At 65.4% G+C, this 13,400-nt stretch carries 14 protein-coding genes; 3 read left to right on the top strand and 11 right to left on the bottom strand.

What is annotated here, in order from left to right; genetic code table 11:
* Window positions 1-86: 86 nt before the first annotated feature.
* The 6 genes from ACNHGR_RS09510 to ACNHGR_RS09485 form a co-directional block, all read right to left on the bottom strand.
* Window positions 87-983, bottom strand: a complete 897-nt coding sequence (locus ACNHGR_RS09510; RefSeq protein ID WP_475285667.1) for a DMT family transporter — start codon at window positions 981-983, stop codon at window positions 87-89.
* A gap of 152 nt (window positions 984-1,135) precedes the next feature.
* Entirely contained in the window at window positions 1,136-1,387 is a 252-nt protein-coding gene (locus ACNHGR_RS09505; protein ID WP_184266719.1) for a hypothetical protein, read from the bottom strand.
* Between the two features lie 245 nt (window positions 1,388-1,632).
* A complete protein-coding gene (locus tag ACNHGR_RS09500) occupies window positions 1,633-2,448 on the bottom strand; it encodes an FkbM family methyltransferase (protein WP_475285665.1) in 816 nt (271 codons plus the stop codon).
* Window positions 2,449-2,582: 134 nt separating this feature from the next.
* The gene (locus tag ACNHGR_RS09495) at window positions 2,583-3,230 is read right to left on the bottom strand and encodes a heme exporter protein CcmB (RefSeq protein ID WP_475285663.1); all 648 of its coding nucleotides are present in this window, start codon (window positions 3,228-3,230) and stop codon (window positions 2,583-2,585) included.
* Entirely contained in the window at window positions 3,227-3,838 is a 612-nt protein-coding gene (ccmA, locus tag ACNHGR_RS09490) for a heme ABC exporter ATP-binding protein CcmA (protein WP_475285661.1), read from the bottom strand. The genes ACNHGR_RS09495 and ccmA overlap by 4 nt, the downstream gene beginning before the upstream one ends.
* A complete protein-coding gene (locus tag ACNHGR_RS09485; RefSeq protein WP_475285659.1) occupies window positions 3,835-4,266 on the bottom strand; it encodes a metallopeptidase family protein in 432 nt (143 codons plus the stop codon). Before ACNHGR_RS09485 ends, ccmA begins: the two co-directional genes overlap by 4 nt.
* Window positions 4,267-4,283: 17 nt before the next feature.
* Here ACNHGR_RS09485 and ACNHGR_RS09480 point away from each other — a divergent pair, with 17 nt between their 5' ends.
* Window positions 4,284-4,574 carry a 4a-hydroxytetrahydrobiopterin dehydratase gene (locus tag ACNHGR_RS09480; RefSeq protein WP_475285657.1) on the top strand — a complete coding sequence of 97 codons (291 nt, stop codon included), beginning with the start codon at window positions 4,284-4,286 and terminating at the stop codon, window positions 4,572-4,574.
* Between the two features lie 819 nt (window positions 4,575-5,393).
* Here the strand turns inward: ACNHGR_RS09480 and ACNHGR_RS09475 are convergent.
* From ACNHGR_RS09475 to ACNHGR_RS09465, 3 genes are all read right to left on the bottom strand, one after another.
* Complete coding sequence (locus ACNHGR_RS09475) at window positions 5,394-5,879, bottom strand: hypothetical protein (protein ID WP_475288374.1); 486 nt, start codon at window positions 5,877-5,879, stop codon at window positions 5,394-5,396.
* 29 nt (window positions 5,880-5,908) lie between these two features.
* Window positions 5,909-8,254 (bottom strand): patatin-like protein, encoded by a 2,346-nt coding sequence (locus tag ACNHGR_RS09470; RefSeq protein ID WP_475285655.1) that lies wholly within the window; start codon window positions 8,252-8,254, stop codon window positions 5,909-5,911.
* A 132-nt stretch (window positions 8,255-8,386) separates the two neighbouring features.
* Complete coding sequence (locus tag ACNHGR_RS09465) at window positions 8,387-9,085, bottom strand: endonuclease/exonuclease/phosphatase family protein (RefSeq protein WP_475285654.1); 699 nt, start codon at window positions 9,083-9,085, stop codon at window positions 8,387-8,389.
* Between the two features lie 163 nt (window positions 9,086-9,248).
* Between ACNHGR_RS09465 and radA the strand changes: the two genes are divergently transcribed.
* Window positions 9,249-10,616: a DNA repair protein RadA gene (gene radA / locus ACNHGR_RS09460; protein WP_184266694.1), complete on the top strand. Its 1,368-nt coding sequence runs from the start codon at window positions 9,249-9,251 to the stop codon at window positions 10,614-10,616.
* 91 nt (window positions 10,617-10,707) lie between these two features.
* Window positions 10,708-11,226 carry a CvpA family protein gene (locus ACNHGR_RS09455; protein WP_184266691.1) on the top strand — a complete coding sequence of 173 codons (519 nt, stop codon included), beginning with the start codon at window positions 10,708-10,710 and terminating at the stop codon, window positions 11,224-11,226.
* Between the two features lie 76 nt (window positions 11,227-11,302).
* Here ACNHGR_RS09455 and ACNHGR_RS09450 read toward each other — a convergent pair whose 3' ends face one another.
* Both ACNHGR_RS09450 and proB read right to left on the bottom strand, forming a co-directional pair.
* A complete protein-coding gene (locus ACNHGR_RS09450) occupies window positions 11,303-12,199 on the bottom strand; it encodes an NAD-dependent epimerase/dehydratase family protein (protein ID WP_475285651.1) in 897 nt (298 codons plus the stop codon).
* A 26-nt stretch (window positions 12,200-12,225) separates the two neighbouring features.
* On the bottom strand, window positions 12,226-13,353 hold the full coding sequence (gene proB, locus ACNHGR_RS09445; RefSeq protein WP_475285648.1) for a glutamate 5-kinase: 1,128 nt from the start codon (window positions 13,351-13,353) through the stop codon (window positions 12,226-12,228).
* Between the last annotated feature and the right edge of the window lie 47 nt (window positions 13,354-13,400).

The following is a 13,400-nucleotide window of genomic DNA, read 5'->3' as shown; positions in this document are numbered from 1 at the left end:
CGATGTTGCAGCGGATGACGCTTATGTGACGACGGCAGCCTGCAAGATGCGTTCGTCCTGAACCTTTCGAAGGACGGGCATGCCGGTCAGGCCGGCTCCGCCGGTTCGTCCTTGCCATTCTTGTCCGGCGACCGTCCGATCAGCACGCCGCCCAGCGCCAGCGCAAAGCCGAGCAGTTGCACGGGACCGAGCCGCTCGCCAAACAGCAGCCATGCCTCGATCGCGGCGAGCGGCGGCACCAGCAGCAGCAGCATCGACGTGCGCGTCGCGCCCTGATGCCGCACCAGCCACACCAGCAGCGACAGGCCCGCCGCCGACAGGCCCAGCACCGACCAGCCCAGGCCCAGCCACAATATCGGCGTGCCGTCCCAGCGATAGTCGCCGATCAGCAGCGTGGCGGCGATCGCCACCAGCGCGCCGCCGCCATTCTGCACCGCGCCCGACACGGCGATGCCGTCCCCCGCGATTGCGCCGCGCTGGATCAGCGTGCCGCCAGCCATGCCCAGCACCGCGATCATGCCCGCAACGGCAGGCAGGATGGCGATGCCGCCCACGCCGCTCCGCTCCAGCGCCGGCATCAGCACGCAGCCCACGCCGGCGATGGCGATCGCAAGGCCGCCCCAGGCACGGCCCGGCAACCGCTCGCCCAGCAACGCCACGCTCGCCACCGCGACCATCAGCGGCTGGAGCGCGCCCAGCAGGGCCATGATCCCGGCCGGCATGCCGTTATTCACCGCCCACCAGCTCAATGTCAGGTAAAAGCCGTGCAGCATCGCCCCGGCGGCCAGATGCAGTGCCAGCCGCCGTCCCCTGGGCCAGGCCTGTCGCGCGTAGAAGGCGGCGCCCGCCAACAGCGTCGTGGTGGCGGTCAGCCTGATCGCCAGGATCAGTTCGGGCGCGCCGTGCGGCACCATGGCCCGCGCGACAATGAAGCCGGTGGACCAGATCAGGACGAAGAGGGTGGACGCGAGCAGGCCGAACATGCCGTCGTCTTTGGCGCAAGCATGGCGGGATGTCGACCCGGCGCAAGGGAGGAAGTGGAAGAGAAGGGGGGAGGCGGGTCGATCGTGTCGATCCCGACGCCCGCCCTGTCACGGGGTGAGCTGGTGTGACGAAGGCGGGCGTGGAATGGCCCCTAGCGCGCGCTCGCCTCGCAGCGAAGCTGGGGGCGCAGGGCCATTTTCGCCGCACCGATCATCTGCCGGTGGGCATCGCTGTCCGGCGTGACGTCGGGCCAGGGCTGGCCGGTCAGCGATCCATAGCTTTCGTGCCATATCTTGCCGGCGACCAGATCGATCTCTTCGTCCGTCGGTTGATGTTGTTCCGCCAGGCATCGGACCAGCAGCCGATGAAAGGCATTTCCGGAATTCGGGCGAATTCGGTTCATGGGGCATCCTCTCCGTGGCGTCGATTTTTATCGACTTCCGTACGGGAAGCTGCCCGATTTGCGCCAATCCGTCAATGCGGCGGCGGACCGCGCAATGGTTCGTTGCTCAAATGAAAGGCAAAACTATTATTCTCGCTCCGCCCGGATCGGCGCGCCACCGGCAAAGGGCGTGATCGCCATCCGCCGCCGCATCGGTTCGGGGGCGAAGAGCATGGGCGCGACAAGGCCGGTCATGCCGCGCTGCCTCAATGGACGATGTCGGGAAAGGCCCTGGCCAACGTATTGATACTGGGCTGCATGATGTGGGCGGCATCCATGCCGAAGGGTACGCCCACGAAGTTCCAGACGCGCGCATCGACCAGTTCGGCGGTGGATTTATATTCGAACCCGAACAGGTCGTAGATTTTATAGGCGTGGCTGGAAAGGCAATTGAACAAATCTTCGGGCTGGTAAGAAAAATAGCGTGGCGCGCTGGTATCCCATTCGAACGTCAGGATCGGCTGGCTTCGCAGCACGCGTTCCGCGCCCTTGAACGCATGATATTCCGCCCCTTCGATATCGAACTTCGCAAAGCGCAGCAGGGCGATGAAGGCGTCATCCAGCAAGGAATCGATGGTGCGCACCTCGACCTTGATCTCCTCGACCTCGCCATGGGCAAGCACGGTGCGATTGGCGAGGCCGCTGAGGCCGGAATCGTTCATTTTGCTGAAGTAGAAGCTGGCTTCCCCCGGCTGATCCGACACGGCGTGGGGATGCAGGGTGATGCGGGAGAGGAGGTGGGGATAATGTTTCCGGAAAATCTCCCATGTCCGTTTGACGAGTTCCGGCGCGGCTTCGATTCCGATGACGTGGCCGCTTTCGCCGACTGCCTGGGCCATCTGGTTGAAATGCCCGCCATGGTTGACACCCACATCCAGCATGCAATCGCCCGGCCGGGCATGGGCGACATAGAGGTCGCGGATCAGGCCTTCCATATCCGGCCAGTTCCCGCCATTGGCGCGCAGCATCGCATCAGCGAAGGCATGGCGATCCATCCGGGCGGCCATGGGGCTGGCGAACATGCTATGTCCTTTCACTGTCACGATTTGTCGGGGCACTATCGGCTGGTCATTGTCGGCTGGCCTGGCTTTGTCAATCAGGCGGGCCGCGCCTTCGATGGTTCAGGCTGTCGTGAAGGGTGTGGCACGATTCCCCGTCATTCCCGGCCCGCCCGGATCGCCGCGCCACCGGCAAAGGGCGTGATCGCCACCAGCAGCAGCGATGCCGCACCCAGGAATTTGAGCGCCGCGCCGCTGCCGTCGCCCAATGTCCCCGCGCCGAAGATCAGTAGCGGCACCGCCAGCGGCAGCGCCAGCAGACCCGCCAGCGCCCCGCTCGACCGCAGGCCGGCCGTCAGCGTCGCCACCAGCAGCCCCAGCGCCGCGAGCGCGGGCGTGCCGATCAGCAGCCCCAGTTCCAGCTTCAGGATCGTGGCCCCGTCCAGCTTCAGCAGCGCCGCGGCCGGCAGGGTGGCGATCATCAGCGGCGGGCCAAAGCCCAGCCAGTGCGCCGCCAGCCGCCCCGTCACCACCAGTTCCTCGCCAATGCCGCGCAGCGCGATCTGGTCCAGCACGCCGGCCTGCATGTCCGGTGCGACCAGCCGGTCCACCGGCAACAGGCTGGCCAGCAGCGCGGCGATCCACAACATGCCGCCGCCCGTCCGCCCCAGCAGCGCCGCATCCGGCCCGACCGCAAAAGGATAGAGGCTGGCGACCAGCAGCAGGAAGGCGACCGGCAACCACAGCCCGGCCGATGCCCAGGCCTGGCGCAGATCGCGCGCGGCGAGCAGCCACAATATCCTCATGCCGCATCCGCCGGATGATCGGGCAGATAATCCGATAGCGCTAGCGTCACCGGCGCGTCGATCGGCAGCGGCTGGTGCGACGCCGCGACCACGACCCCGCCCGCCGCCAGATGCCCGGCCACGGCCGCCCCAAGCAAATGCAGCGATGCACTGTCCAGTCCGTTGCCCGGCTCGTCCAGCAGCCAGATGCCCGCGCCGCTCGCGATCACCCGCGCTAGCATCGCCCGCTTGCGCTGCCCGGTGGACAGCATCCGCACCGGCACCTCCGCCAGCCCTGTCAGCGCCATCGCCGCTAGTGCCTCAGTGACCGCGTCTTGCCCGGCTCGGTCCAGCTTCGCCCAGAAGGACAGCGCCTCGCGCAAAGGCTGCTCCCCATCCAGCGCCAGCCGCTCGTCGGTCATCGCCACGCCGCCGCTGCGCTCCACCGTCCCGGCAAAGGCGGGCAACAGCCCGGCGCAGACCCGCAACAGACTGGATTTGCCCACGCCATTGGGGCCGGTCAGCAGCGCCCCGCCGCCCGGCGCCAGCGACAGGCTGACCCCCGCGAATAGGATCCGCCCGCCACGCAGGCAGGCGACATCGCTCAGGCGCAACGCCGCGCCGGTCATAGCGTGACCATGTCCTCCAGCACATGCATGTCGATATCCGACAGGCCGAAATGATGGCCGATTTCATGCACGACGACATGGGTGATGAGCGCGTCCAGCGGCACGCCCGTCTCCACCCATTCGTCCAGCAACGGCCGGCGGAACAGATGCACGGTTGGCGGGCCATCCCCGGTCTGCGCCTCCTGCCCGACGGATCGGCCGGTATAGAGGCCGGTCAGTTCGAACGGATCGCTGAGGTCCATCTCCTTCAGGATCGCCGCATCGGCAAAATCCTCCACGAACAGCACGACATCGGACAGATGTTCGGTAAAGGGCGACGGCAGGCGATTGAGCGCGGCAAGCGCCAGCGTCTCAATCTCTTGCCTGGTGGGAGCGAAGCGGGGCGGTTGACCGTTGGACGACATGGCTGTCACATATAGCGAAAGCATATCATCAGGATAGGGACATGATTGGTAAATTGACCGATGAGGAGCGCGCGCTTGCGCTGGCTGACCTGCCACACTGGACGCCGGTGGCGGACCCGGACGGCATTGCCCGCCACTTCACCTTCGCCGATTTCGTCGCGGCCTTCGGCTTCATGACGCGGGTAGCAATCCTGGCCGAAAAGGCGGATCATCATCCCGAATGGTCCAATGTCTATAACCGGGTGGACATCATTCTCACCACCCATGATGCCGGTGGCCTGTCGCAGCGGGATATCGACCTTGCAAAGGCGATTGATGGATTGGCGGGATAAAAAGCGGTTAAGCGCACGGTTCCGGTATCGGCCAATGTCGGCCGTCTCCACTATGCAAGTTCTTAAATCTGCCGTTAAAATCTTCGTCATCCCGGACTTGATCCGGGATCTATTCGGCGCTCGCTATCCGTCTTGGCGCCGAATGGATCCTGACTTTCGTCAGGATGACGCCAACAGTGGGCGACAGCTAACCACCCAAAGCGGACTGGGGACAATCGACCATTTCTGGCCGCTGCAACGGGAACTTCCTCGCCCCGGTTGCAGACATTGTAATGCGCTGGCATCACGCCGCCTATGTTGTATCGCCTAGTGCCAAATCAGGGCTTGTTTCCGATTGTGATCGGCATGTCTTACGAACAGCTCACATCCACTCTGCACGCTGGAAGGGTGGACCAAACTCGCGGATCCAGCGAATTTGACGTATGGTTCGACGACTGCAATGCGCGCGTGACAATTCAAGATAATAAAGTTGTAGAAGTTTCCGTATTTCCCCCATCCGATGTGCTTTTCGACGGAAAGCGGCTGTTTTCTGACGCTGGCTGTTGGAAATATCTTGTGGCCAGTGACCCACAACCCATGGAGTCTGTTGGTTTTATCATACTTAATTCTATCAGCGTGGCATTCACCGGCCTTCATGACCAAGACCATTCTCAGGCAGCGATTACAATGTTCAAGGTTGGTCGATGGGATGTTCTCCTCCCTATGACCCCATTTAAAGGTTAAATTGAGCGCCCGCTTTGCGTGCCACGCTACGCCATAGCCGCCATTCCGCTACCCACCCCATTCCCGTCATCGCCAACACAGCAGCGTCACCCAGCCTCAGTAGCTCGCAGCGCCCTCGATATGCGCGTCATAACCCCTCAGCGCGGCGGTCACTGACGCATCGCCGGCATAGCGGCGGCGCAACAGCGCCAGCCGGGCATCAGTGCCGCGGCACAGTTCGGCGATATTCTCCGCGATATAGGCGCGCCGTTCCGCGTCATAGGCTTCCTCGCCCCGGAAATGGTCGCACCCGTCACGGTCGACCATGAAGGCGGTGACTTCCTGGGGGAAGGGCAGGGCGGACATGTCGTCGTCCGACGGCGGCAGGTCCATCACGTTGCCCATGTTCGAGCGCGGGGCGGGCTGGGCGCGGACGGTGACGACCGGGGAGGGCTTCACCGGAACCGTGGCATTTTCGACCGGCGGCGGCGCGGGGTCTTCCGGCAGGATGGCGGCGACGGCGGGCGTGGGCGCGGTGCCATTGTCGGCTTGCGCGACGTCATCGGACGATCCGCGACAGCCGGCGACGAGCGCCAGCATCAGCACAACAGCAACCAGACCAACACGCCCGCTCACCCGATCTCCTCCCGCAAGCTGGCGATGAGATCGGCCACATGGGGCAGCCGCGACTCTTCCTCATCAAGGATCGCCAGAAACGCGGCCCGCCTATAGTCGGCCAGCGCGTCGGGCGAAAGACGGCTTGCTGCGGGCATGGCCGAAATCACGATGTCCAGAAGCCGCTCGACGCCGTGCAACCGCCCCCACAGATAGTCATTCTCGCGATAGACCCTGCTAAAAAAAGCGCCGAAGTTGTTGAATTCAATGCCCTTGAGTGTGGCGGTCGCGCCGCCGCTCCGGATCGCCGAGCAATCTTCTGGTGAAATCCGGTCGACCTTGACCGGATCATATTCGTCCAGAGTGTCACCCTGGAGCAACGGTAACGTGGCGATGTCGGTGAAGGGAAAGCCCAGATAGGCGAGCAGCATCGTCCGACGACCGCCCTTGGGCAGGCCGGCAAAGGCCTCGGCCAGCATCAGGTCGGCCGCTTCGTCCCGTGCCTTCAATCCGCGCGCCTGCGCCACCGCCGCCATCGCTGCTGCCGCGTCGGTCGGTACGGATTTGGCGGCGGCGATCACCTCGGCGCCGTGAAACTCGCTGTCCTCGCATTCGGCATAGAGCGACAGCGCGCCATAGATGGCGTCGTGCATCGCCTGCACCGCCGGATCGTCGACATCGGCTTCCAGCTCCAGCGTATCGGCCAGCCGCCGCGCCAGATAGCGCAGCCGCCGGATGCGAAAGGCCAGGTCATGCGCGCGGAAGAAGGCAACCGGGGCGGAGGCCGATCCGCCTTCCTCGCTGAGCTGGTCGGCCCCCTCCTTGCGGATCGCGGCCCAGATCGCCTGACGATAGCTTTCGCGCATCATCGCGCTGTCCTCGCCCGACAGGCGGAACAGCAGCGAACAGAGCGATTCGACGATTCCTGACAGCTTCAGATGACCATAAGCGGGGTAGGCAAAGCCTGCCGCGCTCGCCGCGCGCTGCTGCGCCTTGGATCGCCAGGCGGACAGGCGCACGGGCGTCGGCCGGTCCAGGAACAGCATCCGCCCGATCGCGCTTTCCACGTCGGCCTCTATGCCCGGCCGCAGCGCGTCCAATATCCGCCGCATCCGCCGGATACGCGCGCTGTGCCGGTCGATCGCTTCCAGATTGTCCCGGATCGGCTGCTCGCGCGGAATGTCGGACAGCGCGCCGAAAATGGTGCGGAAGAAACCGGGCAGCGGCGCATCCTCGCCGGTCGGGGCGTCCTGCTGCTCCCCCTCCTTGTTCAGGCGGATGGAACGGTGTCCCGGCTTGGGGTCGATATAGACGAAGCGCCGGTCTACCTCGCGCCGCGACGGCCGGTTGCGCAGCGCGCCGATCGCCTGCGCAAAGGGCGCGTTGGCCAGCACCGATCCGTCGATCAGCACGGCATCCTCGGCTGTCCCGCGCGCGGCGTGGCGGGGCAGGGCGCGGCCCAGAAAGGCGTCGCGTCCCGGCCAGGCGCGATGCTTGCGTTTCAGCACCCGGTCCAGTTCGCGCACGGTGAAGGGCGGGAAGGCGCCGGGAAAACTCGCCGTCGCCCGTGCCGCGAACACCAGTTCGGCTGGATCGGCAAAGGGGCGCTCACTTCCATTCTGGCCCCTTCCGCGCGCCCTGAACCCGATCGAGAGCCGATGCTCCGTCTCGATCACCTGCGCCGGGCTGTTGAGGTTCAGGCTTTGCGGATGCCCCTCGAAATCGGTGACGGTCACGAACAGGTCGAGCGGATGGCCTTCGGGCAGCAACGGCGGCCCCTTGTCCGCCGCCGCCATCGCATCGAACGCATCGATCAGCATGGTGGAGAATATCTCCCCGCCAAAGGGCGGCTCGAACCAGCGGGAGCGGATGAAGCGGGACAATTTCATCCGCACTTCTTCGCGCGTGTCGGGGGCCACGGTCCGTTCCACCGCATCGCCCGGTCGCCGCGCCGCCATCCATACCAGCGGCGTCGCCCAGAATTTCGTCATCGCGCGGGCCGGCCGGGCGTCGGGATCGAGCAACCGGTCGACATCGGCATTGTCCAGCCACATCGTCGTCAGCGGCTCCAGTGACTGACCCGTCTCGATCGCCTGCGCCAGGAAGATGCCGTTGATCCCGCCCGCGCTGGCCCCGGCAATGATGTCGGGCATGACGCGCAGCCGCACGCCACTTGCGGCCTCCATCGCTGCCAGCACCTGCGCATAAACGGCCTCGCTGCCGCCCGCCGCCGGCAATCCGTCATGAAAGGCCCGGCTGGCGCGCGCCAGATGCCACACCTCCTTGGTGATGCCATGCATGTAGATCGCCAGGCTGATGCCGCCATAGCAGACCAAAGCCAGCCGCAGTTCCCGCTCCTTCATGGGGCGAACGTTGCAGAGGCAAGCGGGATTGTCGAGCGGTCAGAGAACAAGAAATATCCTCTCAATTCCGTTCGTCCTGAGCTTGTCGAAGGGCCGCTCCTTCTTCGGGGAAAAGAATGGGCTTTGACAGACTCACCCAACCGCAAACTCCGCCCATATCGGCAGATGGTCCGAAGCCTTCCGTGCCGCCGCGCTTTCATGCACGCCGCAATCGGTCAGTTTCAATTTCTCGCAATGCATGATCCGGTCGAGCCGGGCCACCGGCCGCCGCGCATGGAAGCTGCGCCCGCATGGCGCGAAGCTGTAATGACGCGCAAAATCGGCGAGGCACCCGCGCCCGGCGCTCCATTCGTTAAGGTCGCCCATCAGCACCGTGGGCATCGCCTCGCCCTGCGCCGCCGCATGGATCACCGCCGCGGCCTGCCGCCGCCGCCACAGCCCGGACAGGTCCAGATGCATGCCGAACACGCGCACTGCCGCGCCGTTCAGCCTGACCTCTGCCATGGTCGCGCCGCGCGGCTCCAGATAGGGCAGGTGCAGCACATCATGGGCGGCGACCTCCGCGTCCTTGCGCACCAATATCGCATTGCCATGCCAGCCCATCGAATCGGTCTGCACATTGAGCGGCACGGGCCGATAGCCGCTCTGATTGTCCATCAGCAGCGGCGGGATCGCGGCGGATCGCACGCCGAAGCGGCGGTCGGCTTCCTGCAAGGCGACGATGTCGGCATCCACTTCGCTCAGCACCTCCAGCACCCGCTCCGGCACGCGGCGCCGGTCTGTGCCGATGGCCTTGCGGATATTATAGCTGGCAACCCGGATCGTTTTCATCCCGTATCAATGCGCCAGCACGGCGGATGTTTCCAGCGGCGCCATTGATGTTCTTGAATTGTTCCGATATTCCCGTCATACAAACATCCGTTCGGTTCGAGCTTGTCGAGAACCCGCGCATAACGGTTCTCGACAGGCTCGAACCGAACGGAGATGAGAAGGCATGGCCAAGGCAAAACGCAAATTCGTCTGTCAGCAATGCGGCACCGTCACCGGCCGGTGGCAGGGCCAGTGCGAGGATTGCGGCGAATGGAACAGCATAGTCGAGGAAGCGGCGGAGACGGTTTTTTCGCAGCGCCATGACCTGCAAAATGGCGGACGCGCCATCACTTTGGTCGGCCTCGACAGCCAGGTCGAACTCCCCCCGCGTACCAGCACCGGCATTGCGGAGTTCGACCGGGCGTTGGGCGGCGGCATCGTCCATGGCTCCGCGACCCTGATTGGCGGCGATCCGGGCATCGGCAAATCGACACTCCTTCTGCAAGCGGCCGCGCGGATCGCCGCGCGGGGCCTGTCCGTGGCCTACATCAGCGGGGAAGAAGCCGCCGATCAGGTCCGCTTGCGCGCCCAGCGCCTCGGCCTTGGCAACGCGCCGGTGCAACTCGCCAGTGCCACCTCGGTCCGCGATATCCTGACGACCTTGGGGGAGGGGCCGCCGCCTGCCTTGCTCGTCATCGATTCGATCCAGACGATGCACAGCGACCTGATCGAAGGCGCGCCCGGCACCGTCAGCCAGGTCCGGGCCGCGTCCCAGGAACTCATCAAATTCGCCAAGCAGCGTGGCACCGCGCTGATCCTCGTCGGCCATGTGACGAAGGACGGCAGCATCGCCGGTCCCCGCGTGCTGGAACATATGGTCGACACGGTATTGGCGTTTGAGGGCGAGCGGAGCCACCAGTATCGCATCCTGCGCGCGGTCAAGAACCGCTTCGGCGGCACGGACGAGATCGGCGTCTTCGCCATGGTGGCGGAGGGGCTGGAGGAAGTCGCCAACCCGTCCGCCCTGTTCCTGACCAACCGCGACGAGACGGTGACTGGCGCGACCGTCTTCCCCGCGCTGGAGGGTACCCGCCCGGTGCTGGTAGAGATACAGGCGCTGGTCGTGCGCCTGTCCAGCGGCGCGACGCCCCGGCGCGCGGTGGTCGGCTGGGATAGCGGCCGGCTGGCCATGATCCTTGCCGTGCTGGAGGCGCGCTGTGGCCTCAGCTTCTCGACCTGCGAAGTCTATCTGAATGTCGCGGGCGGCTATCGCCTGTCGGACCCCGCCGCCGATCTGGCCGTCGCCGCCGCGCTCATTTCCGCCATGTCGGAACGGCCGGTTCCAGTGGATGTCGTGTTGTTCGGGGAAATCGCGCTCTCCAGCGAAATTCGCCCTGTCTCCCATTCCCCCCTGCGCCTGCGTGAGGCCGCGAAACTGGGCTTCACCCGTGCCTATATCCCCGCGTCGGCCGCCGACGGCGTGAAGGGAATATCGGTCAGTGGTTTCCGAACCCTCGCACAGCTTGTTGACCAGATGCTGGGACGCGGATAGCCACAGCGGCAATGAACGCCCCATGATCCGTTCGTCATTGCGAGCGTAGCGAAGCAATGACGGGGTCATTTATCGATATGAGTGGCCCTTAATGAACGCCATCGACATTCTCGTCCTGCTCGCCATCGGCGGTTGCGCCGTGCTGGGCCTCATGCGCGGTTTCGTGCTGGAAACCCTTTCGCTTATCGCCTGGGTGCTGGCGATCTTTGCCATCCGCCTGTTCCACGCCTCCGCCGCTGAACTGCTCAGTGCCTTTGTCGGCAACAGCAGCGGCGCGGCGATGCTGGCGCTGGTCCTCGTCTTCGGCGTCACGTTCGGCGTCGGCAAGCTGATCGCCCACGCCATCGGCCGCCGCACCCGCCAGTCGATCCTCGGTCCGGTCGATCGCGTGCTTGGCGCGGGCTTCGGCGCGGTCAAGGGGCTGATCGGCGCGACCTTGCTCTTTCTCGCCTTTAGCCTCGTCTACGACACCTTCTACGGCAGCGGCGCCCGCCGCCCCGACTGGCTGAGCGATGCCCGCACCTATCCGCTGCTCAACGCTAGCGGTCAGGCGATCAGCGAATTTCTGGCCGAACAACGCGCGAAAAAACCCGCGGCGGAAAACCAATAAGATCCGTTCGGTTCGAGCCTGTCGGGAACCCTGACGCAAGGGTTCTCGACAGGCTCGAACCGAACGGAGAGGCTTTTTAAAGCCACCCTTTCTCCCGATAGGCGGCCACGGTTTCCCGTAAGCCCTCCTCGGTCTTCACCTGAGGCAGCCACAGCCTTTTGGGCGGCTGCCGACGCTTCCCCACCACCCAGTCGGGATGGCAGAAATAATCGACCCGGTCCGGGGTCAGCTTGGCCTTCTTGCCGCGCACCAGCCGGTCGGTCCGCGCCGCGATGCTCAGCAGCCATTCGGGTGTCGCCACCGTCCGCACCGGCTTGCCTACCGCCCGGCCGATCGCCACACCGAAATCCTTATGATCCCATCCGCCCGGCGTACCGTCATCCACCTCATAGGTGCGGGTCAGGCTATTCTCGCGCTCGCACGACAGCGCCAGCAGCAGCGCCGCCAGATCCCTCACATGGATCACCGACAACCGCCCGCCCGGCGGCAGCATCATGATGCCGCGCTTGGCCATGCGGAACAGTTCCAGCATTTCCTTGTCGCCCGGCCCGTAAATCGCCGGCGGCCGCACGATCGTCCAGTCGAGGCCGCTCGCCTTCACATGTTTCTCGGCCAGTTCCTTGGACCATCCATAGTCGGACAGGCCCGGCTCCCGCGCCGCCAGCGACGACACCTGCACCAGCCGCTTGATCCCGCGTTTCCGCATCGCATCGACCACCGCCATGGTGCCGCGCGCATTGCCCGCCTCGAAGCCCTCGCGGTCGGGCGCGTTCACCACGCCGGCAATATGGATCACCGCGTCGGCATCGCGCACCAGCGTATCGAGCGCCGCCGCATCCTCCAGCGACCCATGCACCCATTTCAGCTTCGCGCGCGGCGGCTGCGCGCTCCGGGTGAGGGCATTCACCCGCAACCCGTCGCCCAGCGCCTGCTCCAGCACCTCGGCGCCGACGAAGCCCGTCGCACCGGTCATGGCAATCCGCATCTGCTGCATCGCGCTCAGACCATCGCCATATGGTCGCGATGGACCAATACGGATCGCGGCATTTCGCCCAGCAAAGCCGCGATATCCTCGCTGCGCTTGCCGGCGATCTTCACCGCCGCTTCGCTGTCATATTCGATGAGGCCACGCGCGATCACCCGGCCATCCTGCGCCACGATATCGACCACATCGCCGCGATCGAACACGCCCTCGACCTGCGCAACCCCGGCGGGCAGCAGGCTGTTGCCCTTGCCCAGCGCCTTTTCCGCGCCGGCATCCACGATGATCCGCCCGCGCGTCGTCAGCCGCCCGGCAAGCCAGCCCTTGCGCGCGCCCTTGCCCTGCGCGGCGAGGAAAATGGAGCCACGCCCGCCATTGGCCCAATGGGCCAGCGGGCTATCCACCTTGCCCGAAATGATGGCGAGATGCGCGCCCGCGCCGGTCGCGATGCGCGCCGCCTGAATCTTCGACACCATGCCGCCCGATCCCATGCCCGAAGCGGAGCCGGTATCGGCCATCGCCGCGATCCGGGCGTCGATCGTCTCGATTGTCTCTATCAGCATGGCGCTGGCATCGACGTGCGGGTTGGCGGTGTAAAGCCCGTCGACATCGGAAAGCAGCGCAACCGCGTCAGCCCGTGCCGCCTGTCCGATGCGCGCCGCCAGCCGGTCATTGTCGCCAAACCGGATTTCGCTCGTCGCCACGCTGTCATTCTCGTTGATGACCGGCACGACATCCAGCGCCATCAGCCGTTCCAGCGTGGCCGAAGCGTTCAGGTAGCGCCGCCGGTTTTCCAGATCGTCCAGCGTCACCAGCATCTGCGCGGCCGTGATGCCCTTTTCATCGAGCAGGCTGGCCCAACATTGCGACAGCGCAATCTGGCCCGTCGCCGCCGCCGCCTGCGCATCCTCCAGGCTGCCGCGTCCGCCTTTGGGCAGCTTCAGCCTGCGCGCCCCCAGCGCGATCGCCCCCGACGACACGATGATGACCTGCTGCCCCGCCGCCTTGCGCTGCGCCACGTCGGCCACCAGCGTGCGCAGCCAGTCGACCCGCACCTGTCCCGCCGGATCGACCAGCAGGGCAGACCCGATCTTGATGACCAGCCGGCGGACAAGGGCAGGGGGGAAACCGGAAAGGGCGTTCATGGCGATTTAAGATACAATCCGTCGGTTTGAGCTTGTCGAGAACCCTC

It is taken from the genome of Sphingobium sp. RS1 (genome assembly GCF_056156825.1).
This window is presented reverse-complemented; position numbering and strand designations above follow the sequence as displayed.

What these genes read in the sequence shown, in the direction of transcription:
- ACNHGR_RS09510 (WP_475285667.1), bottom strand. Translation starts at nt 983, where the DNA reads ATGTTCGGCCTGCTCGCGTCCACCCTCTTCGTCCTGATCTGGTCCACC.
- ACNHGR_RS09505 (WP_184266719.1), bottom strand. Translation starts at nt 1,387, where the DNA reads ATGAACCGAATTCGCCCGAATTCCGGAAATGCCTTTCATCGGCTGCTG.
- ACNHGR_RS09500 (WP_475285665.1), bottom strand. Translation starts at nt 2,448, where the DNA reads ATGTTCGCCAGCCCCATGGCCGCCCGGATGGATCGCCATGCCTTCGCT.
- ACNHGR_RS09495 (WP_475285663.1), bottom strand. Translation starts at nt 3,230, where the DNA reads ATGAGGATATTGTGGCTGCTCGCCGCGCGCGATCTGCGCCAGGCCTGG.
- ccmA (WP_475285661.1), bottom strand. Translation starts at nt 3,838, where the DNA reads ATGACCGGCGCGGCGTTGCGCCTGAGCGATGTCGCCTGCCTGCGTGGC.
- ACNHGR_RS09485 (WP_475285659.1), bottom strand. Translation starts at nt 4,266, where the DNA reads ATGCTTTCGCTATATGTGACAGCCATGTCGTCCAACGGTCAACCGCCC.
- ACNHGR_RS09480 (WP_475285657.1), top strand. Translation starts at nt 4,284, where the DNA reads ATGATTGGTAAATTGACCGATGAGGAGCGCGCGCTTGCGCTGGCTGAC.
- ACNHGR_RS09470 (WP_475285655.1), bottom strand. Translation starts at nt 8,254, where the DNA reads ATGAAGGAGCGGGAACTGCGGCTGGCTTTGGTCTGCTATGGCGGCATC.
- ACNHGR_RS09465 (WP_475285654.1), bottom strand. Translation starts at nt 9,085, where the DNA reads ATGAAAACGATCCGGGTTGCCAGCTATAATATCCGCAAGGCCATCGGC.
- radA (WP_184266694.1), top strand. Translation starts at nt 9,249, where the DNA reads ATGGCCAAGGCAAAACGCAAATTCGTCTGTCAGCAATGCGGCACCGTC.
- ACNHGR_RS09455 (WP_184266691.1), top strand. Translation starts at nt 10,708, where the DNA reads ATGAACGCCATCGACATTCTCGTCCTGCTCGCCATCGGCGGTTGCGCC.
- ACNHGR_RS09450 (WP_475285651.1), bottom strand. Translation starts at nt 12,199, where the DNA reads ATGACCGGTGCGACGGGCTTCGTCGGCGCCGAGGTGCTGGAGCAGGCG.
- proB (WP_475285648.1), bottom strand. Translation starts at nt 13,353, where the DNA reads ATGAACGCCCTTTCCGGTTTCCCCCCTGCCCTTGTCCGCCGGCTGGTC.